This is a genomic window from Scandinavium goeteborgense (genome assembly GCF_003935895.2).
GTDB lineage: Bacteria > Pseudomonadota > Gammaproteobacteria > Enterobacterales > Enterobacteriaceae > Scandinavium > Scandinavium goeteborgense.
Genome location: NZ_CP054058.1, coordinates 2,908,312 through 2,933,980, shown reverse-complemented (window position 1 = coordinate 2,933,980; position 25,669 = coordinate 2,908,312). Strand labels below are relative to the sequence as shown.

The window sequence follows — 25,669 nt, the reverse complement described above, 5'->3', positions numbered from 1 at the left end:
TGGTGAGGGGAAATGACTCAGGTCTTTAATTTTAGTTCTGGTCCGGCAATGCTTCCGGCGGATGTGCTTCAACAGGCCCAACAGGAACTCTGCGACTGGCAGGGTTTGGGTACCTCGGTAATGGAAATTAGCCATCGTGGTAAAGAGTTCATCCAGGTGGCCGAAGAAGCAGAAAAAGATTTCCGCGACCTGCTGAAAATCCCTTCCAATTATAAAGTCCTGTTCTGCCATGGCGGTGGTCGCGGCCAGTTCGCGGGCGTTCCGCTGAATCTGCTGGGCGACAAAACCACGGCAGATTACGTGGATGCCGGTTACTGGGCGGCCAGTGCGGTAAAAGAAGCGAAAAAATACTGCACGCCAAACGTCATTGACGCCAAAGTCACCGTTGATGGTTTGCGTGGGGTGAAGCCGATGCGCGACTGGCAGCTCTCTGACAACGCAGCCTATCTGCACTATTGCCCGAACGAAACTATTGACGGCATCGCCATTGATGAAGTCCCCGATTTCGGCAAAGACGTTGTGGTTGCCGCAGATTACTCCTCCACGATTCTATCCAGCCCGCTTGATGTCAGCCGCTTTGGCGTGATTTACGCGGGTGCGCAGAAAAATATCGGCCCGGCCGGTTTGACGCTGGTTATCGTGCGTGAGGATCTGCTGGGTAAAGCCCACGCCGCCTGCCCATCAATCATTGATTACACCGTGCTGAACGACAACGATTCGATGTTCAACACGCCGCCGACGTTTGCCTGGTATCTGTCTGGCCTGGTCTTTAAATGGCTGAAAGCGCAGGGCGGTTTAGACGTCATGAACCGCATCAACCAGCAAAAATCGGAACTGCTGTACGGCACTATCGATAACAGCGATTTCTACCGTAACGACGTGGCCGCAGCCAACCGTTCCCGTATGAACGTGCCGTTCCAGCTGGCCGACAGCGCACTGGATAAACTGTTCCTTGAAGAATCCTTTGCCGCGGGCCTGCATGCACTGAAAGGCCATCGCGTGGTCGGTGGAATGCGCGCCTCTATTTATAACGCCATGCCGCTGGCGGGCGTTCAGGCGCTGACCGACTTCATGAAAGAATTCGAACGCCGCCACGGTTAATATTCCTGTTTTCATCCCCGCAGCGGGCCTGCGGGGTTTTTTATTTTCTGCTTTTGAGAGTTGAGTTTCATGGAATCCCTGACGTTACAACCCATCGCGCATGTAGACGGCACCATCAATTTACCTGGTTCAAAAAGCGTCTCAAACCGCGCATTGCTGCTGGCGGCTCTGGGCCGTGGCACCACCGTCCTGACCAATCTTCTGGACAGTGACGATGTGCGCCACATGCTCAATGCCCTGACCGCGTTGGGCGTTCAGTACACTCTGTCTTCCGATCGCACACGCTGTGAAGTGACCGGCAACGGTGGCCCGTTGAAAGCAGAGGCTGCACTGGAACTGTTCCTGGGTAACGCCGGAACAGCAATGCGCCCACTAGCGGCGGCATTGTGCCTGGGCAGTAACGATATCGTGCTGACCGGTGAACCGCGGATGAAAGAGCGTCCGATTGGGCATCTGGTTGACGCGCTGCGTCAGGGTGGGGCACAGATTGAATATCTTGAGCAGGAAAACTACCCGCCGCTGCGCCTTAAGGGCGGTTTTGTCGGTGGCGAAGTCGCCGTTGATGGCAGCGTGTCCAGCCAGTTCCTGACGGCGTTGTTAATGACTGCGCCGCTGGCTGCGCAAGATACCGTTATCACCATTAAAGGCGATCTGGTTTCTAAGCCGTACATCGATATCACGCTGCATCTGATGAATACTTTCGGCGTGAAGGTGGATAATCAGAACTATCAGCGTTTTATCGTCAAAGGCGGACAGCATTATCAGTCACCGGGCGCGTATCTGGTGGAAGGCGATGCCTCCTCTGCGTCGTATTTCCTCGCCGCGGGTGCTATCAAAGGCGGCACGGTAAAAGTAACCGGAATCGGACGCAACAGCGTGCAGGGCGATATCCGTTTTGCCGATGTGCTGGAAAAAATGGGCGCGACCGTGACTTGGGGTGATGACTTCATCGCCTGCACAGGCGCTGAACTAACCGCCATCGACATGGATATGAACCATATTCCGGATGCGGCGATGACTATCGCTACGGCCGCGCTGTTTGCCAAAGGCACAACGACGCTGCGTAACATCTATAACTGGCGTGTAAAAGAAACCGACCGCTTGTTCGCGATGGCGACAGAACTGCGTAAAGTGGGTGCGGAAGTGGAAGAGGGCGAAGACTACATTCGCGTCACTCCGCCAGCGCATCTGACTTTCGCGGAGATCGGCACGTATAACGATCATCGTATGGCGATGTGTTTCTCACTGGTGGCGTTATCCGACACGCCGGTGACCATTCTTGATCCGAAATGTACGGCGAAAACTTTCCCGGATTATTTCGAACAACTCGCTCGCATAAGCACCCCTGCCTGATTTTGCCTCCTGCGCCGACCGTCTGGTCGGCGTTTTTCTGTCCGCATCTGATCTATACTTGCCCAATTATTGTGCGATAGGTAGCCATTATTCCGCATTTTGCACGCAACATTAACGGACTGGCACTTTGGCGAGTATAATGCGCGGCGTTTAAGTAACAGACGCCCTGATTGAAGGAGATAACGATGACGGCAATTGCCCCGGTAATTACCATTGACGGGCCTAGCGGCGCCGGGAAAGGCACGCTGTGCAAAGCCATGGCGGAAGCACTGCAATGGCACCTGCTGGATTCTGGCGCTATTTATCGCGTTCTGGCTCTGGCGGCTTTACATCATCACGTCGACGTGACCTCCGAAGAAGCGCTGGTCCCACTGGCGGCACATCTGGATGTTCGTTTTGTTTCGACCGACGGCAACCTTGAGGTTATCCTCGAGGGTGAAGATGTTAGTGGCGAAATCCGCACTCAGGACGTTGCAAATGCGGCCTCTCAGGTGGCTGCGTTCCCACGTGTACGTGAAGCTTTGTTGCGGCGCCAACGCGCATTCCGTGAAGCCCCGGGCCTGATTGCCGACGGACGCGATATGGGAACCGTGGTGTTTACCGATGCCCCGGTCAAAATTTTCCTTGACGCTTCCCCGGAAGAACGTGCTCAACGCCGTATGCTTCAGTTGCAGGAAAAGGGCTTTAGTGTTAACTTTGAACGCCTTTTGGTCGAGATAAAGGAACGCGATGACCGTGACCGCAACCGTGCGGTGGCACCGTTAGTTCCCGCTGCTGATGCTTTAGTCCTGGATTCAACACGATTAAGCATTGAGCAAGTGATTGAAAAAGCGTTACAATACGCGCGCCAAAAACTGGCTGCTGTCTGATTAAAAGATAAGCGAGCCTCCGAATTTGTAGTACCCCCGCTGCAATGGATTGTGAGCGGGTATGTTAAACAACCCCATCCGACATGGTGTCAGGTGGACGTTAAATCTAACTTCGAAGATTAAACATGACTGAATCTTTTGCTCAACTATTTGAAGAATCCTTAAAAACAATCGAAACCCGTCCGGGTTCCATCGTTCGTGGTGTTGTTGTTGCTATTGATAAAGATATCGTACTGGTTGACGCCGGTCTGAAATCTGAATCCGCCATCCCGGCAGAGCAGTTCAAAAACGCCCAGGGCGAGCTGGAAATCCAGGTCGGTGACGAAGTTGACGTTGCGCTGGACGCAGTAGAAGACGGCTTCGGCGAAACCCTGCTGTCCCGTGAGAAAGCTAAGCGTCACGAAGCTTGGATCACGCTGGAAAAAGCATACGAAGACGCTGAAACTGTTGTTGGTGTTATCAACGGCAAAGTTAAAGGTGGCTTCACTGTTGAGCTGAACGGTATTCGTGCGTTCCTGCCAGGTTCACTGGTAGACGTGCGTCCAGTTCGCGATACGCTGCACCTGGAAGGCAAAGAGCTTGAGTTCAAAGTTATCAAGCTGGACCAGAAGCGTAACAACGTTGTTGTTTCCCGTCGTGCCGTTATCGAATCCGAAAACAGCGCAGAACGTGATCAGCTGCTCGAAAACCTCCAGGAAGGCATGGAAGTTAAAGGTATCGTTAAGAACCTCACTGACTACGGCGCATTCGTTGACCTGGGCGGCGTAGACGGCCTGCTGCACATCACTGATATGGCGTGGAAACGCGTTAAACACCCAAGCGAAATCGTGAACGTTGGCGACGAAATCACTGTTAAAGTGCTGAAGTTCGACCGCGAGCGTACCCGTGTTTCTCTGGGTCTGAAGCAGCTGGGCGAAGATCCATGGGTAGCTATCGCTAAGCGTTACCCAGAAGGTACCAAACTGACTGGTCGCGTGACCAACCTGACCGACTACGGCTGCTTTGTTGAAATCGAAGAAGGCGTTGAAGGCCTGGTACACGTTTCCGAAATGGACTGGACCAACAAAAACATCCACCCATCCAAAGTTGTTAACGTTGGTGATGTAGTGGAAGTTATGGTTCTGGACATCGACGAAGAACGTCGTCGTATCTCCCTGGGTCTGAAGCAGTGCAAATCTAACCCATGGCAGCTGTTCGCAGAAACCCACAACAAGGGCGATCGCGTTGAAGGTAAAATCAAGTCTATCACTGACTTCGGTATCTTCATCGGCCTGGACGGCGGCATCGACGGTCTGGTTCACCTGTCTGACATCTCCTGGAACGTTGCAGGCGAAGAAGCAGTTCGTGAATACAAGAAAGGCGACGAAATCGCTGCCGTTGTTCTGCAGGTTGACGCAGAGCGTGAGCGCATCTCCCTGGGCGTGAAACAGCTGGCTGAAGATCCGTTCAACAACTGGGTTGCTCTGAACAAGAAAGGCGCTATCGTTAACGGTAAAGTAACTGCAGTTGACGCTAAAGGCGCAACCGTAGAGCTGGCTGACGGCGTTGAAGGTTACCTGCGTGCTTCTGAAGCATCACGTGACCGCGTTGAAGATGCAACTCTGGTTCTGAACGTAGGCGACGACGTTGAAGCTAAATTCACCGGTGTTGACCGTAAGAACCGTGCAATCAGCCTGTCTGTACGTGCTAAAGACGAAGCTGACGAGAAAGATGCAATCGCTACTGTTAACAACAAACAGGAAGAAAGCAACTTCTCCAACGCTATGGCTGAAGCATTTAAAGCAGCTAAAGGCGAGTAATCAGGTCACTCTTCACCGAGTAACTTGACAGATTGCAGGATTCGTCCTGTAATCAACAACAAAGGGCGGCTACGGCCGCCCTTGTTCAAGCTGTTAGCTTATACTTTCCTGAAAGGAAACCGGAGGAATCATGACCAAGTCAGAGCTCATCGAAAGACTTGCAAGCCAGCAATCTCACATCCCTGCGAAAGCGGTTGAAGATGCTGTGAAAGAGATGCTGGAGCATATGGCCTCTACGCTAGCCCAGGGCGAGCGCATTGAAATCCGCGGTTTCGGTAGTTTCTCTTTGCATTACCGCGCCCCACGCGTTGGGCGTAACCCGAAAACAGGCGATAAAGTAGAGCTGGAAGGTAAATACGTTCCGCACTTTAAGCCGGGGAAAGAATTGCGCGATCGCGCCAATATTTACGATTGAGTTATTGCGGATATCCCGCGAAACTTGAACGAGAAGAAAGCACCTACAGGGTGCTTTTTTCGTTTCTGGAATACGCAGCTTGTGTGAGGCGATAACCAACCGATTATTTGGAATGAGCCTCGTAAATCGCAACGTATTCTATGCAACCACATCGATTTACTGGAACCCTCCTCGCAGCGTCTGTTTTTGTCTGAAGACTCGCCTACCTAAAAGCAAGACACTGCTCGCGACAGGGAGGTGTCATGCGATTACCCACAATAGCCATCAGCGCCATCATTGGCATTTGCCCACTGCTTTGGTTACCCGAGTTACCTTCGATAGCCGTTACTGGCGCGATAACGTTAATGGCAATAGCGCTCGTTATTATTGCTCGGCGTTTCAGAACGGTGGGTCTCACGGCGCTCTTTTTCTGCTGGGGTGTTTTTTCCGCGCAGAAGATTATCTTTCCAGCTAATACGCTATCCGGGAAGCTGATGCAGGCTGAAGTGGCGATCACCGCCACGGACGGTGAAACCAGCTATTACGGCAAACTGCTACGGATCAACGGCCAGCGTCAACTCCCTGCACCGGGCATCGCGCTTTACGGCCAGGCACTGCCGGAAAAGGGCTGCGCAGGGCAAATCTGGCAAATGACCATCAAAGCTCGGGCGGTACACGGTTTACTCAACGAAGGCATGTTCGATAGCCAGCGCCACGCGCTTTCATTACATCGCCCATTAACCGGACGATTTGCGCAGGCACATATCGTAGATGGGCAGTGCAGCCTGCGGTCACGGTTTGTTTCCTCGTTAGCGAAAGCGCTCGAGCCCTATCCGTGGCAACAGGTGATGCTGGCACTGGCTGTGGGCGAGCGTGCCGATGTCCCTGCGGAAATAAAACGTCTATTACAGCAAACGGGGACCTCGCATCTGATGGCCATCTCCGGGTTGCATATTTCTCTGGTGGCAATGCTCGGCTGGGCCATCATTCGAGGCATCCAACGGGTATTGCCGTGCCGCTGGATTGACTGGCGAATGCCCCTTTGTGTCAGCTTTATTGTGGCGTTGATTTATGCGTGGTTGAGTGGGTTACAGCCTCCAGCGCTGCGTACCATTATTGCAGCCGGGGTCTGGCTCCTGCTGCGCTTAAGTGGTCGCCGATGGACGCCATGGGAAGTATGGGGGTGCTGTATTGCCGCTATCCTGGTGTTGGATCCTTTGGCCCTTCTGGCGCAAAGCCTGTGGTTATCAGCCTTTGCTGTTGCAACGTTGATCTTCTGGTATCAGTGGATGCCACCCCTTCGCCTGCAATGTAACGTCATAGTAAAGGCGCTGATTTCGTTAGTGCATTTACAATTAGGGTTGATGCTGCTTCTGCTTCCACTACAAGTAAATGTATTTCACGGCATGGCCTGGACATCTTTGCCCGCCAATCTTGTGGCCGTGCCTTTGGTGACGCTGGGTGAAATTCCACTTTTGCTGGCCGGTATCGTGCTGCATTTTACCGGCCCGGCGACTATGGAAAATTATATCTGGCTGTTGGCCGATCGCTTACTCGAAGGCTTGTTTTGGTTTTTGCGCGTTTTACCACAGGGCTGGCAGGATATCGATTATCGCTGGCAGGGCATTGTGGTCATGCCGTGGCTGGCGATTATCCTCTGGCGACTGAATGGCTGGACCAGATGGCCTGCCTCAATACTAACATGTGGAACTCTGCTTACTTTTCCGCTCTGGCGCCAGCCGCCACTCCAGGTGTGGTCTGTGACTATGTTGGATGTGGGGCAGGGATTGTCCATCGTCATTGCCCGAAACGGTAAAGCGCTGCTCTATGACACCGGGCTTGCCTGGCCCGGTGGGGACAGTGCTCAGCAACTCATCATCCCATGGCTGCGCTGGCATCATTTGCAGCCCGAAGGCATCGTTCTCAGTCACGAACATCTCGACCATCGTGGAGGGCTCGAAACGTTGCTTAAAACCTGGCCTGCATTGTGGGTCAGAAGCCCGCTTCAGTGGGAAGGGCATCTTCCCTGTTTTCGAGGGGAAAGCTGGCGCTGGGAAGGGCTGACGTTCCGTGCAGTCTGGCCGTTGCCAGGCTCAGAGGAGAAAGGCAATAACCGCTCGTGTGTCGTACGAGTCGATGACGGGCGGCATAGCGTTTTATTGACGGGAGATATTGAAATATCGGCAGAAATGTCAATGCTCAGTCATTACTGGCAGCATCTTGCGTCTACACTTGTTCAGGTGCCACATCATGGCAGCTCGACGTCATCTTCGTTGGCGTTACTTCAACGGATTGATGGGCAGGCCGCGCTGGCTTCGATGGCGCGATACAATGCCTGGCATTTTCCATCCCCAAAGGTGAAAACGCGATACAGCCAGCGGCATTATCGCTGGTTCGAAACGCCTCACCAGGGGCAGATTACGGTCAACTTTTCAGCGGAAGGTTGGCAAATCCATAGCTTACGCGATCAAATATACCCCCGTTGGTATCATCAGTGGTTTGGCGATGCAGTTGATAACGGGTAGAATGTGCGGCTATCTCAACATAAGCTGGTTTTTTGAATGCAGAACGACAAAGATCTCTCCACGTGGCAGACTTTCCGCCGACTTTGGCCAACGATAGCGCCTTTTAAAGCTGGCCTTATCGTGGCTGCAGTCGCATTGGTTCTTAACGCTGCCAGTGACACCTTTATGCTGTCGCTTCTTAAACCGTTACTGGATGATGGTTTTGGGAAAACGGACCGCTCAGTGCTGCTGTGGATGCCGCTGGTGGTCATCGGATTGATGATCCTCCGTGGTGTGACCAGCTACGTATCAAGCTACTGTATTTCCTGGGTTTCAGGCAAAGTGGTCATGACCATGCGCCGTCGCCTTTTCGGCCATATGATGGGGATGCCGGTCTCGTTTTTCGACAAACAGTCCACCGGTACTTTGCTGTCACGTATCACCTATGACTCCGAACAGGTTGCTTCGTCCTCTTCCAGCGCATTGATTACTGTCGTGCGTGAAGGGGCATCGATTATTGGCCTGTTCATCATGATGTTCTGGTACAGCTGGCAGCTGTCGGTGATCCTGATTGTACTGGCGCCGATCGTCTCCTTTGCTATTCGCCATGTGTCCAAGCGTTTCCGCAGCATCAGTAAAAATATGCAAAACACGATGGGGCAAGTGACCACCAGTGCGGAGCAAATGCTGAAAGGGCATAAAGAAGTCCTGATGTTTGGCGGCCAAGGCGTCGAAACCAAGCGTTTCGATAAAGTCAGCAATAAAATGCGTTTGCAGGGTATGAAGATGGTTTCAGCTTCTTCTATCTCTGACCCAATCATTCAGCTGATTGCCTCCCTGGCGCTGGCCTTTGTACTTTACGCGGCGAGCTTCCCAAGCGTCATGGAAACGTTGACCGCAGGTACCATCACCGTCGTGTTCTCTTCAATGATTGCGTTAATGCGTCCGCTGAAGTCTCTGACCAACGTCAATGCCCAGTTCCAGCGCGGTATGGCGGCCTGTCAGACGCTGTTCGCTATCCTTGATAGTGAGCAGGAAAAAGACGAAGGTACCCGCGTTGTTGAACGTGCGAAGGGTAATCTCGAATTTAAAGACGTCACCTTTACGTATCCTGGCCGTGAAGTGCCTGCGCTGCGCGACATTAATCTGAGTGTTCCTGAAGGGAAGACTGTCGCACTGGTGGGACGTTCCGGTTCGGGTAAGTCCACCATCGCGAGTCTGATTACGCGTTTCTATGATGTGGATACCGGCAACATTGTGCTCGATGGACACGATATCCGCGAATACACCCTGGCATCGCTGCGCGACCAGGTGGCGCTGGTTTCACAGAGCGTGCATCTGTTCAACGATACCGTGGCGAATAATATTGCCTACGCCCGGACCGACCTTTACAGCCGTGAAGATATTGAGCGGGCCGCGACAATGGCTTACGCCATGGACTTCATCAATAAGATGGATAACGGTCTGGATACGGTGATTGGTGAGAATGGCGTGCTGCTTTCCGGCGGTCAGCGTCAGCGTATCGCGATTGCCCGTGCGCTGCTGCGTGACAGCCCGATCCTGATTCTGGATGAAGCGACGTCAGCCCTGGATACCGAGTCCGAACGTGCCATTCAGGCCGCGCTGGATGAACTGCAGAAAAACCGTACCTCTCTGGTGATCGCTCACCGTCTGTCCACCATTGAAAAAGCCGATGAAATTGTCGTCGTTGAAGATGGGCGTATCGTTGAGCGTGGTAGCCACCAGGATCTGCTGGAACATCGCGGCGTCTATGCTCAGCTGCATAAAATGCAATTTGGGCAATGATCGCACGTATCTGGTCTGGCGAATCCCCGCTCTGGCTGCTGCTGTTGCCGCTCTCCTGGCTGTATGGCCTGGTGAGCGGCGTTATTCGTCTCAGCTACCGTTTAGGCATTAAGAAAGCCTGGCGTGCGCCGGTTCCGGTAGCGGTGGTGGGGAATCTCACCGCAGGCGGTAACGGTAAAACGCCAGTGGCTATCTGGCTGGTGGAACAACTTCAACAGCACGGTATCAAAGCGGGCGTTGTTTCTCGCGGCTACGGCGGCAAAGCCGCTCATTATCCGTTGCTATTAACGTCAGACACGACTCCAGACGAAGCGGGCGATGAACCGGTGTTGATTTATCAACGCACTGGCGCGCCCGTCGCTGTTTCTCCCAGCCGCAGCGATGCCGTCCAGGCGTTACTGGCAGCTCATGACCTACAAATCATCATCACCGACGATGGTCTCCAGCATTACCGCCTCGCGCGTGATGTAGAAATCGTTGTGATTGATGGCGTCCGCCGTTTTGGCAATGGCTGGTGGTTGCCCGCCGGACCCATGCGCGAACGGGCTTCACGCCTGAAAAGCGTGGATGCGGTTATCGTCAACGGTGGCGTGCCGCGCGCGGGCGAAATCCCGATGCAGTTGCGCCCAGGTATGGCCGTTAACCTCAAAACGGGTGAAAAACGTAGCGTCGCTTTGCTGACTGACGTTGTCGCCATGGCCGGAATTGGTCATCCTCCACGCTTTTTTGCCACCCTTGAAAGCTGCGGCGTGCAGCCAGTGAAGACCGTGGCACTAGGCGATCATCAGGCGTTAAGCGCTGCAGATGTGCAGGCAATCGCAACCCGCAAGCAAACGCTGATAATGACGGAAAAAGACGCGGTGAAGTGTCGCGCTTTTGCCGAAGAAAACTGGTGGTATTTACCGGTGGACGCCGTCTTTGACGATGAGCAGGCCCTACGGTTGATTCAGAAACTGGTGAGCCTGACGCAACGCTAGCCAAATGCGTGCGGCGCAGGCAGAGCTGACGAGGATTTCGAATGTCAGAAGTAATGCTTTCACTTACAGCCGCACGTCATCTTCATCTTGCCGCTCAGGGGTTACTCAAAAAGCCCCGCCGTCGTCCGAAGCCGGGTGACATTCTCTCTACCATTCAGCGCATGTCATTACTGCAAATCGACACCATCAACATCGTCGCGCGCAGCCCGTATCTGGTGTTATTCAGTCGCCTGGGCAGCTATCCATCACAATGGCTGGATGAGGCATTAAGCCGAGGTGACCTGATGGAATACTGGGCCCACGAGGCCTGCTTCTTACCGAGAAGTGACTTTTCACTGATTCGCCATCGGATGCTTTCGCCCGACAAGATGGGCTGGAAGTATCGACAAGAATGGATGGTGGAACATGCCGCTGAAATAGAGTTGCTCATCGAACACATACAGCAAAACGGACCGGTGCGCTCGGCGGATTTTGAACATCCACGTAAAGGTGCCAGTGGCTGGTGGGAGTGGAAGCCGCACAAGCGACATCTGGAAGGACTGTTCACCGCCGGAAAAGTGATGGTGATTGGTCGCCATAATTTCCAGCGTATATACGATTTGACCTCCCGGGTGATGCCGCACTGGGACGATGAGCGTGATCTGCTCGGCCAGCAACAGGCCGAAGAATTAATGCTGCAAAATAGCGCCCGTAGCCTCGGGATTTTTCGCGGCCAGTGGCTGGCGGATTACTACCGTTTACGGCAGCCTTCGTTGCCTGCCTTACTTGCCCGCTGGCAAGAAGAGGGGCTGATAATCCCGGTGGAAGTCGAAGGGCTTGGATCGATGTGGCTGCATACTGATTTACAACCTCTGCTTACGGATGCGCAGGCGGGGAAATTGACTGCCACCCACAACGCGGTGCTTTCGCCGTTTGACCCGGTTGTCTGGGACCGCAAGCGGGCTGAGCAGCTGTTCGACTTTAGCTATCGGCTTGAATGCTACACGCCAGCACCGAAGCGTCAGTTTGGCTATTTTGTTCTGCCGTTGCTGCATCAGGGAAAACTGGTGGGACGAATGGACAGCAAAATGCACCGCAAAACCGGCGTGCTGGAAATCTTTGCCGTCTATTTGCAGGACGGCGTGCGGGTGAGCCAGACGCTGGAAAAAGGTCTGACTCAAGCCATTAATGATTTTGCGCGCTGGCAAGGTGCCGGTCGCGTTGAACTTAACCATCGACCTGCTGAACTTTTCGACGCTCAGCCAAAGGGATGGGAAATTGACGCCGCATAAACGGGCTCTGTGCTATGCTGCGGCAGATACTTTTTCGGTCCATCTGGAGGAACTATGGATCACCGCTTACTTGAAATCATCGCTTGTCCGGTCTGCAACGGAAAGCTCTATTACAGTCAGGATAAGCAAGAGCTTATCTGCAAACTCGACAGCCTGGCTTTCCCGCTGCGTGACGGTATTCCCGTCCTGCTGGAAAACGAAGCCCGTCCATTGAGCGCAGAAGAGAGCCATCCATGAGTTTTGTCGTCATCATTCCCGCGCGTTTCGCGTCCACTCGTCTGCCGGGCAAACCGCTGCAGGATATCAACGGCAAGCCAATGATCGTGCATGTGCTTGAACGAGCGCGTGAGTCTGGCGCTGAGCGCATTATCGTTGCGACGGATAATGAAGACGTCGCGCGTGCGGTCGAGGCTGCAGGTGGCGAAGTGTGCATGACCCGCGCCGATCACCAGTCCGGGACTGAGCGACTGGCCGAAGTGGTGGAAAAATGCGGATTCAGCGATGACACGCTGATCGTCAACGTCCAGGGTGATGAGCCAATGATCCCACCGGTGATCATTCGCCAGGTCGCTGAAAACCTGGCCGCCAGCCAGTCTGGAATGGCGACGCTCGCGGTGCCTATTCACGATGCGGAAGAAGCGTTCAATCCGAATGCGGTCAAAGTCGTGATGGACGCGCAAGGCTATGCGCTCTATTTCTCCCGCGCCACTATTCCGTGGGATCGAGACCGTTTCGCTCAAAGTCGCGATGCCATTGGTGACACACTGCTGCGTCACATTGGTATCTACGGCTACCGCGCTGGTTTCATTCGCCGTTACGTCAACTGGGCGCCGAGTCCACTCGAGCAAATCGAAATGCTCGAACAGCTGCGCGTGCTGTGGTACGGCGAAAAAATCCACGTTGCCGTGGCGAAAGAAGTGCCTGGCACTGGGGTTGATACCCCTGAAGATCTTGCTCGCGTGCGCGCAGAACTGCGCTAATCGCCTTCTCCCCTCCGCCCGGAGGGGAGTGTTTCCCGCCTCGTATATCCTCTTTTTTTACCCCGTTATTGATCTTACCCGGTGACATCTCCGGCATCGGCGCTCATTATAAAAACAGTAGTCAACACAGGGGTAACCCGATATGGAACAACTGCGTGCCGAACTGAGCCACCTGCTGGGCGAGAAGCTGAGCCGGGTAGAGTGTGTGAGTGAGAAAACGGATTCATCACTGTGGTCGCTGTACGATGCTCAGGGACACCCGATGCCGCTGCTGGCCCGAAGTTTCACCACCCCGGGACTTGCACAGCAGATGGCCTGGAAAATATCGACTCTGGCACGCAGTGGGACCGTTCGCATGCCGGTGGTTTACGGCGTGCTGACCCATGAAGAACATCCAGGCCCTGATATTCTGCTACTCGAACGGCTGCGCGGCGTGCCCGTGGAGGCCCCCGCCAGAACGCCGGAGCGCTGGGAACAGCTGAAAGATCAGATCGTCGAGGGATTGCTGGCCTGGCATCGACAGGACAGCGGCGGTTGCGTCGGCACGGTCGACAGCACGCAGGAAAATCTCTGGCCGCTCTGGTATCGCCAGCGCGTCGAAATGCTGTGGAGCACGCTGAATCTCTACCACAATACCGGCCTCACCATGCAGGACAAACGTATTCTGTTCCGCACCCGGGAATGTCTGCCCGCGCTGTTTGACGGTTTTAATGATAATTGTGTCATGGTGCACGGCAATTTTACGTTGCGCAGTATGCTGAAAGATTCCCGCAGTGATCAGCTGCTGGCGATGGTCGGGCCGGGCATTATGCTTTGGGCACCGCGTGAGTACGAGCTGTTCCGGTTGTCGGAGAGCGGGCTGGCGGAAGGGCTGCTGTGGCACTATCTCCAGCGTGCGCCAGTGTCTGAGTCATTCCTCTGGCGCCGCTGGTTGTATCTGCTGTGGGATGAAGTCGCCCAGTTGGTCAACACCGGGCGATTTAACCGTGCCATTTTCGATCTGGCGTCGAAATCGTTACTCCCCTGGCTCGCCTGAGCTGCCTTTCAGCCATTGCCAAATGCGACCCAGCGTTTCATAGCCCACGCGGTCGCTGTGCATCAACCAGACGGGAGAAGGGATCAAACGTTCCCACGGATTGAGCGGTGATTCAATGGCCAGCTGATTGGCCGGAGCAGGCAGCGGATGCAGGCCCGCATGGCGGAAGAAAATCATCGCACGCGGTAAATGCGAGGCGGACGTTACCAGCAGGAACGGCGCATCGCCAATCGCTGCTTTTACCGCCGCGGCTTCTTCTTCCGTATCTTTCGGTTTATCCAGCACGATAATGTCACTGCGCAGCACGCCCAGACTCTCCGCTACGCGTGCCCCGGCTTCCCCGGTACTGACGGGGTTGGTCGTGGCCGCCGCACCGGTGAAAATCATCTTCGCACCTGGATTGGCCTGCCATAAGCGGATCCCTTCCGTCAGACGCGGTAGGCTGTTATTGATCAGATTTGAACTGGGTGCCCATTCTGGGTTCCAGGTGTAACCCCCACCCAAAACGACAACGTACTCAACGCGTTCAGTACCCCGCCAGGTTGGGTAAGTGCTTTCAATGGGCTTCAGTAACGCATCGGCGACCGGTTGCAGGCTTAGCAGAAACAGCGCCAGCCAGCCGATGCTAAGACAAATCTTACCACTTCGCTGGAATCGGCTGAACCAAAGTAGCGCCAGGCCGAGCGCCATCAGTAACAGCAGCAACGGTAACGGTAAAATCATGCCGCCAATGTACTTCTTTAGCGTGAAAAGCATCCTTGTTGGTTCCTTTTTTGACCATCTGACAGGGGATATGCACGGATATTACACTAGATAGCTTCCCTCTCGCTGTGGGTATGACAAAATAGCGGTTTTGTGGCAGGCAAGTGGAGTCCAGCGTGCAGGATCGCAATTTCGATGGTATCGCGGAACGATTTTCGCGCAATATCTACGGCACGACCAAGGGCCAGCTGCGTCAGGCGATCCTCTGGCAGGATTTAGACATCCTGCTGGCGTCTTTTGGCGATGCGCCATTACACATTCTGGACGGCGGCGGTGGGGCCGGGCAAACGGCAATTCGGATGGCAGAGCGAGGGCATCATGTTACCCTATGCGATCTGTCAGCCGAGATGATAGCCCTGGCAAAACAGGCTGCCGACGAGAAAGGTGTGAGCCACAACATGCATTTTGTACAATGCCCGGTGCAGGAGATTGCCGGACATTTGGAAAGGCCGGTTGATCTGATATTGTGCCATGCAGTGCTGGAATGGGTGGTCAATCCGCAAGCCGTTTTAGACGCGTTGTGGTCGGTGCTTCGCCCGGGCGGCGCGTTGTCGTTAATGTTCTACAATGCTAACGGTCTGCTGATGCATAACATGGTGGTGACGAACTTTGATTACGTCGAAGCCGGTATGCCAAAGACCCGAAAACGTAAGCTTTCGCCGAACTACCCACGCGAACCACAGCAGGTATATCAGTGGCTGCAAGAGTCAGGCTGGCAGATAACCGGCAAAACCGGTGTGCGGGTCTTTCATGATTATCTGCGTGAAAAACATAAGCAGCACGAGCGTTACGAACAGCTGCTGGCATTAGAAACTCGCTACTGCCGTGAGGAACCCTGGATTAGCCTGGGTCGCTATATTCATGTCACCGCGCTCAAACCGCAGGTAGATACAAGGACTAACAATGAGTGATTTTTCCCAGACAGTCCCCGAACTGGTTGCCTGGGCCAGAAAAAATGATTTTTCGATCTCGTTGCCGGTCGACAGGCTTTCGTTCCTGATGGCCGTAGCAACGCTGAATGGCGAACGGCTTGAAGGCGAGCTTACCGAAGGTGAGCTGATTGATGCTTTCCGTCACGTCAGTGATGCGTTTGAGCAAACCAGCGAAACCATCAGCGTGCGCGCGAACAACGCGATCAACGATATGGTGCGTCAACGTCTGCTGAACCGCTTTACCAGCGAAATCACCGAAGGCAACGCCATCTACCGTCTGACGCCACTTGGCATCGGGATTACCGACTACTATATCCGCCAGCGTGAGTTCTCAACGCTGCGCCTGTCGATGCAGTTGTCTATCGTCGGTGGCGAGCTGAAGCGTGCGGCTGATGCAGCCGATGAAGGCGGCGATGAGTTTCACTGGCACCGTAACGTCTACGCGCCATTGAAATATTCCGTCGCGGAAATCTTTGACAGCATCGACCTTACGCAGCGTCTGATGGACGAACAGCAGCAGTCGGTCAAAGACGATATCGCGCAGCTGTTAAATAAAGACTGGCGGGCGGCGATTTCCAGCTGTGAAATGCTGCTGTCAGAAACCTCCGGCACTCTGCGCGAATTGCAGGATACGCTGGAAGCCGCGGGCGACAAGCTGCAGGCCAACCTGTTGCGCATTCAGGATTCCACCATGACTTACGACGATCTTCATTTCGTCGACCGTCTGGTGTTCGACCTGCAAAGTAAACTCGATCGCATTGTCAGCTGGGGCCAACAGGCCATCGACCTGTGGATTGGCTACGACAGGCACGTGCATAAATTTATCCGTACCGCTATCGATATGGATAAAAACCGCGTCTTCGCCCAGCGTCTGCGTGTTTCAGTACAGAACTACTTCGATGCGCCGTGGGCGCTGACCCACGCGAACGCCGACCGTCTGTTTGATATGCGTGACGAAGAGATGATGCTGCTTGACGAAGAGGTGACCGGGGAACTTCCGCCGGACCTCGAATTCGAAGAGTTTAACGAAATCCGTGAACAGCTGGCGGCGCTTATCGAAGAGCAGCTGGTTATCTACAAAAATAAAGGACTGCCGCTCGATTTGGGCCTGGTGGTGCGGGAATATCTCGCACAATACCCGCGCGCCCGTCACTTCGACGTTGCGCGGATCGTGGTCGATCAGGCCGTTCGTCTGGGCGTAGCACAAGCAGATTTCACCGGACTGTCGCCGAAGTGGCAGCCGATTAATGATTACGGAGCCAAGGTACAGGCACATGTCATCGACAAATATTGAACACGTGATGCCAGTTAAGCTGGCGCAGGCCCTGGCCAATCCGTTATTCCCGGCGCTGGATAGCGCCCTGCGTTCTGGCCGTCATATCGGTCTGGACGAGCTGGACAACCATGCTTTCCTGATGGATTTCCAGGAGTATCTGGAAGAGTTTTATACCCGCTATAACGTAGAGCTTATTCGTGCGCCGGAAGGTTTCTTCTATTTGCGCCCGCGCTCCACCACGCTCATTCCGCGTTCGGTGTTGTCCGAAGTGGACATGATGGTTGGCAAAATTCTCTGTTATCTCTACCTCAGCCCGGAACGTCTGGCGAATGAGGGGATTTTCACCCAGCAAGAATTGTACGACGAACTGATGAGCCTGGCGGACGAAGCCAAACTGCTGAAACTGGTGAATAACCGCTCGACCGGTTCGGATCTCGACAGACAAAAACTGCAGGAAAAAGTGCGTTCTTCACTGAACCGACTGCGCCGTCTCGGCATGGTGTGGTTTATGGGGCACGACAGCAGCAAATTCCGCATTACAGAGGCGGTTTTCCGCTTCGGCGCTGACGTCCGCTCTGGGGATGACGCCCGCGAAGCGCAGTTGCGCATGATCCGCGATGGTGAAGCGATGGCGATTGAAAACCGCCTGCAGCTCAATGACGAGAACGACGATGCGCAACCGGACACGGATAGCGGGGAGGAAGAATAATGATTGAACGCGGTAAATTTCGTTCATTAACCCTGATTAACTGGAACGGTTTTTTCGCCCGAACCTTTGATCTCGATGAACTGGTCACCACGCTTTCGGGCGGTAACGGTGCCGGTAAATCCACCACGATGGCGGCGTTCGTGACGGCGCTTATTCCCGATCTGACGTTGCTGCATTTCCGTAACACCACCGAAGCCGGTGCGACCAGCGGTTCCCGCGATAAAGGTCTGCACGGTAAGCTGAAAGCCGGTGTGTGTTATTCGATGCTTGACGTGATCAACTCGCGTCATCAGCGCGTGCTGGTGGGCGTGCGTCTGCAACAGGTTGCCGGGCGTGACCGCAAAGTGGATATCAAACCGTTTGCTATTCAGGGTTTGCCGATGTCCTTCCAGCCCACCGAGCTGGTGACTGAAACGCTGAATGACAGACAAGCGCGCGTATTGACCCTTCAGGAGCTGAAAGACAAGCTCGAAGGGATGGAAGGCGTGCAGTTCAAGCAGTTTAACTCCATCACCGATTACCACTCGCTGATGTTCGATTTGGGCGTTGTCGCCCGTCGCCTGCGTTCAGCGTCAGACCGTAGTAAATACTACCGTCTGATTGAAGCCTCGCTGTACGGCGGTATTTCCAGCGCCATTACCCGCTCGCTGCGCGACTATCTGTTGCCTGAAAACGGCGGCGTGCGTAAAGCGTTCCAGGATATGGAAGCGGCGCTGCGTGAAAACCGCATGACGCTGGAAGCGATTCGTGTCACTCAGTCGGACCGCGACCTGTTTAAGCATCTGATCTCCGAGGCCACAGACTACGTGGCGGCGGACTACATGCGCCATTCGAACGAACGTCGCGTGCATCTTGATAAAGCCCTCGAATTCCGTCGCGAGCTGCTGTCATCACGTCAGCAATTGGCCGCCGAGCAGTTCAAACACGTCGATATGGCGCGGGAACTGCAAGAGCACAACGGGGCTGAAGGCGATCTGGAAGCCGATTACCAGGCTGCCAGCGATCACCTGAACCTGGTTCAGACCGCGTTGCGTCAGCAGGAAAAAATCGAGCGCTATGAAGCGGATATCGACGAACTGCAGATCCGCCTCGAAGAACAAAATGAAGTGGTGGCCGAAGCCACCGAACAGCAAGAAGAAAACGAAGGCCGTGCTGAAGCCGCTGAGCTGGAAGTGGATGAACTGAAAAGCCAGCTGGCCGATTACCAGCAGGCGCTGGACGTGCAGCAAACGCGCGCCATTCAGTACAACCAGGCGATGCAGGCGTTACAGCGTGCGAAAGAGCTTTGCCATCTGCCGGATTTAAGCCCGGATAGCGCCGATGAGTGGCTCGATACTTTCAAAGCGAAAGAGCAGGAAGCCACGGAAAAACTGCTGTCACTCGAGCAGAAAATGAGCGTAGCGCAAACCGCGCACAGTCAGTTCGAGCAGGCATATCAGTTAGTCGCCGCCATCAATGGTCCACTGGGCCGTGATGAAGCGTGGGAAGTGGCCCGTGACCTGCTGCGTGAAGGCTTGAATCAGCGCCATCTGGCGGAGCAGTCTACCGCCCTGCGCGGGCGTCTGAACGAACTCGAACAGCGTCTGCGTGAACAGCAGGATGCCGAACGTCTGCTGGCCGAATTCTGCAAGCGTCAGGGTCGTCATATCGAGATTGAGGACCTGGAAGCGCTGCACACGGAGTTGGAAGAACGTATTTCTTCACTCTCCGACAGCGTCTCCTCCGCCAGCGAACACCGTATGACGCTGCGTCAGGAACTGGAACAGCTGCAAAGCCGCACCAAGACGCTGCTGCAACGCGCGCCAATTTGGCTTGCGGCGCAAAGCAGCCTGACCCAACTGTGCGAGCAAAGTGGGGAAGCCTTCGAGTCCAGCCAGGACGTTACCGAATTCATGCAGCAGTTGCTGGAGCGCGAGCGCGAAGCCATTGTTGAACGCGATGAAGTCGGCGCCCGTAAGCGTGCGGTAGATGATGAAATCGAACGTTTAAGCCAGCCAGGTGGCTCGGAAGACCCGCGCCTGAATGCGCTTGCCGAACGTTTTGGCGGCGTGCTGCTGTCAGAGATATACGACGACGTCAGCCTCGAAGATGCGCCGTACTTCTCCGCGTTGTACGGTCCGTCACGTCACGGGATCGTGGTCCCGGATCTGTCGCTGATCGCCGAACAGCTGGAAGGCCTGGAAGACTGTCCGGAAGATCTCTATCTCATCGAGGGGGATCCGTCGTCCTTTGATGACAGCGTGTTCAGCGTCGACGAGCTGGAAAAAGCGGTGGTTGTTAAAGTCGCGGATCGCCAGTGGCGTTATTCGCGTTTCCCAACGCTGCCGCTGTTTGGCCGTGCGGCGCGTGAAAACCGCATCGAAGCGCTGCATGCCGAGCGTGAAATTCTGTCTGAACGCTTTGCGACGCTGTCGTTTGATGTGCAGAAAACGCAACGTCTGCATCAGGCATTCAGCCGCTTTATCGGCAGCCATTTAGCCGTCGCGTTTGAAGCGGATCCGGAAGCGGAAATTCGCAAACTCAATACCCGTCGCGGTGAGCTGGAGCGTGCGCTCAGCAATCATGAAAATGATAACCAACAGAGCCGGGCGCAGTTTGAACAAGCAAAAGAGGGCGTTTCCCAACTTAACCGCCTGCTGCCGCGTCTGAATCTGTTGGCCGACGAAACCCTCGCCGACCGCGTGGATGAAATTCAGGAACGTCTGGATGAAGCACAGGAAGCCGCGCGCTTTATTCAGCAGTACGGTAATCAGCTGGCGAAACTTGAGCCGGTTGTGTCCGTTCTGCAGAGCGATCCGGAACAGTACGAACAGCTGAAAGAAGACTTTGCGTATTCTCAGCAAGTGCAGCGCGATGCGCGTCAGCAGGCGTTTGCCCTCACCGAAGTTGTGCAGCGCCGCGCGCACTTTGGTTACACCGACTCGGCTGAAATGTTGAACGGCAACACCGATCTGAACGAGAAGCTGCGCCAGCGTCTGGAACAGGCTGAAGGTGAACGTACCCGCGCCCGTGAAGCGCTGCGTAACCATGCGGCACAGCTCAGCCAGTACAGCCAGGTGATGGCGTCACTGAAAAGCTCCTACGACACCAAGAAAGAACTGCTGACCGATTTACATCGCGAACTGCAGGATATCGGCGTACGTGCCGACAGCGGGGCGGAAGAGCGAGCGCGTTCCCGTCGTGACGAGTTGCACACTCAGCTCTCCAATAACCGCAACCGTCGTAATCAGCTGGAGAAAGCACTGACCTTCTGCGAAGCGGAGATGGATAACCTGACCCGCAAACTGCGTGGCCTCGAGCGTAATTATCTCGAAATGCGAGAGCAGGTAGTCAGCGCGAAAGCGGGCTGGTGCGCGGTGATGCGTCTGGTGAAAGACAACAACGTCGAACGCCGACTGCACCGTCGCGAGCTGGCCTATCTGTCTGCTGACGACCTGCGTTCAATGTCGGATAAAGCGCTGGGTGCGCTGCGTCTGGCGGTGGCGGATAACGAACACCTGCGCGACGTGCTGCGCATGTCCGAAGATCCGAAGCGTCCTGAGCGTAAAATTCAGTTCTTCGTGGCGGTGTATCAGCATCTGCGTGAGCGTATTCGTCAGGATATTATTCGTACCGACGACCCGGTTGAAGCCATCGAACAGATGGAAATTGAGCTGGGCCGCCTGACGGAAGAACTGACGGCGCGTGAGCAGAAGCTGGCCATCAGCTCCCGTAGCGTGGCGAATATCATTCGCAAGACCATTCAGCGCGAGCAGAACCGTATTCGTCAGCTCAACCAGGGTCTGCAAAGCGTATCGTTCGGCCAGGTTAACAGCGTGCGTCTGAACGTCAACGTTCGCGAAGCGCACTCCACGCTGCTGGAAGTGCTTTCCGAGCAGCACGAACAGCATCAGGACTTGTTCAACAGCAACCGACTGACCTTCTCCGAAGCGCTGGCGAAGCTGTATCAGCGCCTGAACCCGCAGATTGATATGGGTCAGCGCACGCCGCAAACCATCGGTGAGGAGCTGCTGGACTACCGTAACTATCTCGAGATGGAAGTCGAAGTTAACCGTGGTTCTGACGGCTGGCTGCGTGCGGAATCGGGTGCGCTGTCGACCGGTGAAGCGATCGGTACCGGCATGTCAATTCTGGTGATGGTAGTGCAGAGCTGGGAAGATGAAGCGCGACGTCTGCGTGGCAAAGATATTTCGCCATGCCGACTGCTGTTCCTCGATGAAGCAGCTCGTCTGGATGCCCGTTCCATCGCCACGCTGTTCGAACTGTGTGACCGTCTGGAAATGCAGCTGATCATCGCGGCGCCGGAAAACATCAGTCCAGAAAAAGGCACGACCTATAAACTGGTGCGTAAAGTCTTCCAGAATACGGAACACGTTCACGTGGTCGGTCTGCGTGGTTTCGCGCCTCAGCTACCGGAACCGTTGCCGGGAACGGCGGATGCGTCTTAGTGGTAAATAGTTATTTTTAAACAAGGGCGACAGCGATGTCGCCCTTTTTTGTTATCCCTTTGGGAACGAAGAAGGGTATTATCTTTAATCTTCTTTACATTTGGTCAGGCAAAAGTATTTTTGTCTTTATATACTGAGAGTAAGCCCCGTCTGATGTGGGCAGCAATGAAAACAGGGGGCAAGGGATGTCACTCGATAAATCTAATGGTCGTCGGCTGTCAGCGCTGAGTTTATGCCTGATGCTGGCATTTGCTCCGCTGTTTAGCGTTCAGGCCGACGAGCCTGAACTGGTACCAACAGACAGTTCAGCCACGCTGGGTGATGCGTCACAGGCGTTGGCGCAATCAGACGGCCAGGCACCAGCCGTTGCGATGATGGCTGGTATTCAACCGCTCCCTGAAGGGGCTGCGGCGAAAAGTCGGGCTGATATTCAGTCACTCTTGCCTGCCAGTTACACACCGATTTACATGAATCAGCTGTCTGCGCTGTATGCGGCGCGACAGATGAAACCCATGTGGGAAAACCGTGACGCGGTTCAGGCCTTTCAGCAGCAGCTTGCTGAAGTGGCTATCGCCGGTTTCCAGCCACAGTTTACTCAATGGGTCGAACTGCTCACCGATCCGGCCGTCAGCGGGATGGCGCGTGATGTTGTGCTGTCAGACGCCATGATGGGCTATCTCCAGTTCATCAGCAGCATTCCTGTGCAGGGCAACCGTTGGCTGTACAGCGATAAACCGTACACGTTATCTACGCCACCGTTGTCAGTGATCAACCAGTGGCAGTTGGCGCTGGATAACGGGCAGTTGCCGCTGTTTGTCGCAGGGCTGGCGCCGCAGCATCCGCAGTATGAGGCCATGCATCAGGCGTTGCTCACGCAACTGACCGATTCGCGTCCGTGGCCGCAGTTAACCAGCAGCGCCAAACTTTCTCCGGGACAGTGGAGCAAAGACATTCCTGCGCTGCGTGAAATTCTGCAGCGCACGGGGATGATGGACTCTACGCCTAATATTGCGCTGCCGGGAGATAACCCGGTGGTGAGTCCATCGGCGGTGCCTGCGAAGAAAGCCAAAGCCAATAGTACGGCTCCGGCGGTTTACGACCGACAGCTGGTGGAAGCCGTGAAACGTTTCCAGACCTGGCAAGGGCTGGGGGCTGATGGCGTTATCGGACAATCGACGCGCGACTGGCTGAACGTTAGCCCGGCACAGCGTGCGGGCGTGCTGGCACTCAATATTCAGCGTCTTCGCCTGTTACCGGGCAAGCTTTCCACCGGCATCATGGTGAATATTCCTGCCTATTCGTTGGTTTATTATCTTGATGGTAATCAGGTTTTAGCCTCACGGGTGATTGTCGGTCGTCCCGACCGTAAAACGCCGATGATGAGCAGTGCGTTAAATAACGTGGTGGTGAACCCGCCATGGAACGTGCCATCAACGCTTGCCCGCAAGGACATTCTACCGAAAGTCGTTAACGACCCCGGTTATCTGGACCGTCACGGTTACACCATGATGCGTGGCTGGAACAGTAAAGAAGCCATCAACCCTTATCAGGTCGACTGGTCGACCATTACAGCGACAAACCTGCCGTTCCGCTTCCAGCAGGCGCCGGGCGTACATAACTCATTGGGCCGCTATAAGTTCAACATGCCGAGCTCCGATGCGATTTATCTGCACGATACGCCTAACCACACGCTTTTCCAGAAGGACACTCGGGCGCTAAGCTCCGGCTGCGTGCGCGTCAATAAAGCGTCTGAATTGGCCAACATGCTGTTACAGGATGCAGGCTGGAACGACACACGGATCTCCGATGCGCTGAAACAGGGTAATACGCGATACGTGAATATTCGCCAGAATATCCCGGTCAATCTCTACTATCTGACGGCGTTTGTCGGCGCGGATGGTCGGGCGCAATATCGTACAGATATTTACAATTATGATCTCACCGCGCGATCTGGCGCACAAATTCTGCCAAAAGCTGAACAATTAATCAGGTAAATGAAGAAGTTCTGATAAACCAGGTGTCGTATGAATGAGTCAATATGGGCCAGTATCGCTAGAGGCCCCGTATTGACTGGGATTAGGGGGCCTTGACGTCGACGTGTACGGCGGTTAAGGTGCCCTTCGTGCGCCAGAAGTGCATAAATAACGACCACTTACTTGTAGACCTGATTATCATGGACAAATTTGACGCTAATCGCCGCAAGTTGCTGGCGTTAGGTGGTGTTGCGCTCGGCGCAGCGGCCATCTTACCTACGCCCGCATTTGCTACCCTCTCGACACCACGCCCGCGTATTTTGACGCTCAATAACCTGCATACCGGTGAGTCGCTCAAGGCGGAGTTTTTCGATGGCAGAGGCTATATTCAGGATGAATTAGCAAGACTCAACCATTTTTTCCGTGACTATCGCGCGAATAAAATGAAATCCATCGATCCAAAACTTTTTGATCATCTGTACCGTCTTCAGGGACTGTTGGGGACCAACAAGCCCGTGCAGCTTATTTCCGGTTATCGTTCACTCAATACTAACGATGAGTTGCGCGCGCACAGCCGCGGTGTAGCGAAACACAGCTATCACACCAAAGGCCAGGCGATGGATTTTCATATTGAAGGGGTTTCGTTAAGCAATATTCGCAAAGCTGCGTTATCTATGCGCGCAGGTGGTGTAGGATATTACCCACGTAGTAACTTTGTGCATATTGATACCGGGCCGGTGAGGACCTGGTAACGAAACAGGAGCATCATGAACTATCGTATTATTCCGGTTACGGCTTTCGCCCAGAACTGTTCACTTATCTGGTGTGAGCAGACCAAACTTGCCGCACTGGTGGATCCTGGCGGTGACGCTGAGCGTATCAAACAGGAAGTGGCCGCCGCAGGCGTGACGCTGATGCAGATTTTGCTGACCCATGGTCATCTTGATCATGTTGGCGCTGCTGCGGAGCTGGCACAACATTATGGTGTGCCGGTTATTGGACCGGAAAAAGAAGATGAGTTCTGGCTTCAGGGGCTGCCAGCGCAGAGCAAAATGTTCGGTCTTGAAGACTGTCAGCCGCTCACGCCAGACCGCTGGTTGAATGAAGACGATACCGTCAGCGTGGGTAACGTCAGCCTCAAAGTATTGCATTGTCCGGGCCATACACCGGGTCATATTGTCTTTTTCGATGCGGTTTCGCAGCTGCTGATTTCAGGCGATGTGATTTTCAAAGGTGGAGTAGGGCGCAGCGATTTCCCGCGTGGCGACCATGGGCAGCTTATCGATTCGATTAAGCGCAAATTGTTACCGCTCGGCGATGCCGTCAGCTTTATTCCAGGCCATGGGCCAATGTCAACGCTCGGTCATGAGCGTGTACATAATCCTTTCCTGCAGGACGAGATGCCTGTCTGGTAAAGATAAAAAGCCGCGTTTGCGGCTTTTTTAATGCTCAAAACACATAAAAAAGGCCGCTTCGCGA

The 25,669-nt window shown here is 54.5% G+C and carries 20 protein-coding genes; 19 read left to right on the top strand and 1 reads right to left on the bottom strand.

The annotated features are described in order from the left end of the window. The first annotated feature begins 12 nt into the window (after positions 1-12). The 12 genes from serC (at position 13) to A8O29_RS14955 (ending at position 14,090) form a co-directional block, all read left to right on the top strand. A complete protein-coding gene (serC, locus tag A8O29_RS15010) occupies positions 13-1,101 on the top strand; it encodes a 3-phosphoserine/phosphohydroxythreonine transaminase (RefSeq protein ID WP_133460126.1) in 1,089 nt (362 codons plus the stop codon). Positions 1,102-1,170: 69 nt separating this feature from the next. Continuing rightward, entirely contained in the window at positions 1,171-2,454 is a 1,284-nt protein-coding gene (gene aroA, locus A8O29_RS15005) for a 3-phosphoshikimate 1-carboxyvinyltransferase (protein WP_125353886.1), read from the top strand. Positions 2,455-2,639: 185 nt separating this feature from the next. Continuing rightward, positions 2,640-3,323 carry a (d)CMP kinase gene (cmk, locus tag A8O29_RS15000; protein ID WP_110509903.1) on the top strand — a complete coding sequence of 228 codons (684 nt, stop codon included), beginning with the start codon at positions 2,640-2,642 and terminating at the stop codon, positions 3,321-3,323. Positions 3,324-3,448: 125 nt separating this feature from the next. Then, positions 3,449-5,122 (top strand): 30S ribosomal protein S1, encoded by a 1,674-nt coding sequence (rpsA, locus tag A8O29_RS14995; protein ID WP_110509902.1) that lies wholly within the window; start codon positions 3,449-3,451, stop codon positions 5,120-5,122. A 130-nt stretch (positions 5,123-5,252) separates the two neighbouring features. Beyond that, the gene (gene ihfB / locus A8O29_RS14990; protein ID WP_110509901.1) at positions 5,253-5,537 is read left to right on the top strand and encodes an integration host factor subunit beta; all 285 of its coding nucleotides are present in this window, start codon (positions 5,253-5,255) and stop codon (positions 5,535-5,537) included. 242 nt (positions 5,538-5,779) lie between these two features. Next, the gene (locus tag A8O29_RS14985) at positions 5,780-8,041 is read left to right on the top strand and encodes a ComEC family protein (RefSeq protein WP_125353887.1); all 2,262 of its coding nucleotides are present in this window, start codon (positions 5,780-5,782) and stop codon (positions 8,039-8,041) included. A 36-nt stretch (positions 8,042-8,077) separates the two neighbouring features. Further along, positions 8,078-9,826, top strand: a complete 1,749-nt coding sequence (msbA, locus tag A8O29_RS14980; RefSeq protein WP_110509899.1) for a lipid A ABC transporter ATP-binding protein/permease MsbA — start codon at positions 8,078-8,080, stop codon at positions 9,824-9,826. Further along, a complete protein-coding gene (lpxK, locus tag A8O29_RS14975; protein WP_125353888.1) occupies positions 9,823-10,803 on the top strand; it encodes a tetraacyldisaccharide 4'-kinase in 981 nt (326 codons plus the stop codon). Before msbA ends, lpxK begins: the two co-directional genes overlap by 4 nt. A gap of 41 nt (positions 10,804-10,844) precedes the next feature. After that, on the top strand, positions 10,845-12,074 hold the full coding sequence (locus tag A8O29_RS14970; RefSeq protein WP_125353889.1) for a winged helix-turn-helix domain-containing protein: 1,230 nt from the start codon (positions 10,845-10,847) through the stop codon (positions 12,072-12,074). Positions 12,075-12,128: 54 nt separating this feature from the next. Beyond that, a complete protein-coding gene (ycaR, locus tag A8O29_RS14965; protein ID WP_097163568.1) occupies positions 12,129-12,311 on the top strand; it encodes a protein YcaR in 183 nt (60 codons plus the stop codon). Further along, a complete protein-coding gene (gene kdsB, locus A8O29_RS14960; protein ID WP_110509896.1) occupies positions 12,308-13,054 on the top strand; it encodes a 3-deoxy-manno-octulosonate cytidylyltransferase in 747 nt (248 codons plus the stop codon). The genes ycaR and kdsB overlap by 4 nt, the downstream gene beginning before the upstream one ends. A 142-nt stretch (positions 13,055-13,196) precedes the next feature. Beyond that, the gene (locus tag A8O29_RS14955; protein ID WP_125353890.1) at positions 13,197-14,090 is read left to right on the top strand and encodes a YcbJ family phosphotransferase; all 894 of its coding nucleotides are present in this window, start codon (positions 13,197-13,199) and stop codon (positions 14,088-14,090) included. Here the strand turns inward: A8O29_RS14955 and elyC are convergent. Next, positions 14,070-14,846: an envelope biogenesis factor ElyC gene (gene elyC / locus A8O29_RS14950; RefSeq protein WP_125353891.1), complete on the bottom strand. Its 777-nt coding sequence runs from the start codon at positions 14,844-14,846 to the stop codon at positions 14,070-14,072. The two genes, A8O29_RS14955 and elyC, sit on opposite strands and share 21 nt — an antisense overlap. Before the next feature lie 122 nt (positions 14,847-14,968). Here elyC and cmoM point away from each other — a divergent pair, with 122 nt between their 5' ends. From cmoM to A8O29_RS14915, 7 genes are all read left to right on the top strand, one after another. Further along, positions 14,969-15,763: a tRNA uridine 5-oxyacetic acid(34) methyltransferase CmoM gene (gene cmoM, locus A8O29_RS14945; protein WP_110509893.1), complete on the top strand. Its 795-nt coding sequence runs from the start codon at positions 14,969-14,971 to the stop codon at positions 15,761-15,763. After that, on the top strand, positions 15,756-17,078 hold the full coding sequence (gene mukF, locus A8O29_RS14940; protein WP_125353892.1) for a chromosome partition protein MukF: 1,323 nt from the start codon (positions 15,756-15,758) through the stop codon (positions 17,076-17,078). The genes cmoM and mukF overlap by 8 nt, the downstream gene beginning before the upstream one ends. Beyond that, complete coding sequence (gene mukE, locus A8O29_RS14935) at positions 17,059-17,769, top strand: chromosome partition protein MukE (RefSeq protein ID WP_125353893.1); 711 nt, start codon at positions 17,059-17,061, stop codon at positions 17,767-17,769. The genes mukF and mukE overlap by 20 nt, the downstream gene beginning before the upstream one ends. Beyond that, positions 17,769-22,217 (top strand): chromosome partition protein MukB, encoded by a 4,449-nt coding sequence (gene mukB / locus A8O29_RS14930; RefSeq protein ID WP_125353894.1) that lies wholly within the window; start codon positions 17,769-17,771, stop codon positions 22,215-22,217. Before mukE ends, mukB begins: the two co-directional genes overlap by 1 nt. 185 nt (positions 22,218-22,402) lie before the next feature. After that, positions 22,403-24,211, top strand: coding sequence for a L,D-transpeptidase (gene ldtD / locus A8O29_RS14925; RefSeq protein WP_125353895.1), 1,809 nt, complete (start codon positions 22,403-22,405; stop codon positions 24,209-24,211). A gap of 179 nt (positions 24,212-24,390) precedes the next feature. Beyond that, complete coding sequence (gene mepK / locus A8O29_RS14920; RefSeq protein ID WP_166665188.1) at positions 24,391-24,942, top strand: peptidoglycan L,D-endopeptidase MepK; 552 nt, start codon at positions 24,391-24,393, stop codon at positions 24,940-24,942. A 15-nt stretch (positions 24,943-24,957) separates the two neighbouring features. Next, positions 24,958-25,605 carry an MBL fold metallo-hydrolase gene (locus A8O29_RS14915; protein WP_110509887.1) on the top strand — a complete coding sequence of 216 codons (648 nt, stop codon included), beginning with the start codon at positions 24,958-24,960 and terminating at the stop codon, positions 25,603-25,605. The last annotated feature ends 64 nt before the right edge of the window (positions 25,606-25,669 follow it).

What these genes read in the sequence shown, in the direction of transcription:
- serC (WP_133460126.1), top strand. Translation starts at nt 13, where the DNA reads ATGACTCAGGTCTTTAATTTTAGTTCTGGTCCGGCAATGCTTCCGGCG.
- aroA (WP_125353886.1), top strand. Translation starts at nt 1,171, where the DNA reads ATGGAATCCCTGACGTTACAACCCATCGCGCATGTAGACGGCACCATC.
- cmk (WP_110509903.1), top strand. Translation starts at nt 2,640, where the DNA reads ATGACGGCAATTGCCCCGGTAATTACCATTGACGGGCCTAGCGGCGCC.
- rpsA (WP_110509902.1), top strand. Translation starts at nt 3,449, where the DNA reads ATGACTGAATCTTTTGCTCAACTATTTGAAGAATCCTTAAAAACAATC.
- ihfB (WP_110509901.1), top strand. Translation starts at nt 5,253, where the DNA reads ATGACCAAGTCAGAGCTCATCGAAAGACTTGCAAGCCAGCAATCTCAC.
- A8O29_RS14985 (WP_125353887.1), top strand. Translation starts at nt 5,780, where the DNA reads ATGCGATTACCCACAATAGCCATCAGCGCCATCATTGGCATTTGCCCA.
- msbA (WP_110509899.1), top strand. Translation starts at nt 8,078, where the DNA reads ATGCAGAACGACAAAGATCTCTCCACGTGGCAGACTTTCCGCCGACTT.
- lpxK (WP_125353888.1), top strand. Translation starts at nt 9,823, where the DNA reads ATGATCGCACGTATCTGGTCTGGCGAATCCCCGCTCTGGCTGCTGCTG.
- A8O29_RS14970 (WP_125353889.1), top strand. Translation starts at nt 10,845, where the DNA reads ATGTCAGAAGTAATGCTTTCACTTACAGCCGCACGTCATCTTCATCTT.
- ycaR (WP_097163568.1), top strand. Translation starts at nt 12,129, where the DNA reads ATGGATCACCGCTTACTTGAAATCATCGCTTGTCCGGTCTGCAACGGA.
- kdsB (WP_110509896.1), top strand. Translation starts at nt 12,308, where the DNA reads ATGAGTTTTGTCGTCATCATTCCCGCGCGTTTCGCGTCCACTCGTCTG.
- A8O29_RS14955 (WP_125353890.1), top strand. Translation starts at nt 13,197, where the DNA reads ATGGAACAACTGCGTGCCGAACTGAGCCACCTGCTGGGCGAGAAGCTG.
- elyC (WP_125353891.1), bottom strand. Translation starts at nt 14,846, where the DNA reads ATGCTTTTCACGCTAAAGAAGTACATTGGCGGCATGATTTTACCGTTA.
- mukF (WP_125353892.1), top strand. Translation starts at nt 15,756, where the DNA reads ATGAGTGATTTTTCCCAGACAGTCCCCGAACTGGTTGCCTGGGCCAGA.
- mukE (WP_125353893.1), top strand. Translation starts at nt 17,059, where the DNA reads ATGTCATCGACAAATATTGAACACGTGATGCCAGTTAAGCTGGCGCAG.
- mukB (WP_125353894.1), top strand. Translation starts at nt 17,769, where the DNA reads ATGATTGAACGCGGTAAATTTCGTTCATTAACCCTGATTAACTGGAAC.
- ldtD (WP_125353895.1), top strand. Translation starts at nt 22,403, where the DNA reads ATGTCACTCGATAAATCTAATGGTCGTCGGCTGTCAGCGCTGAGTTTA.
- mepK (WP_166665188.1), top strand. Translation starts at nt 24,391, where the DNA reads ATGGACAAATTTGACGCTAATCGCCGCAAGTTGCTGGCGTTAGGTGGT.
- A8O29_RS14915 (WP_110509887.1), top strand. Translation starts at nt 24,958, where the DNA reads ATGAACTATCGTATTATTCCGGTTACGGCTTTCGCCCAGAACTGTTCA.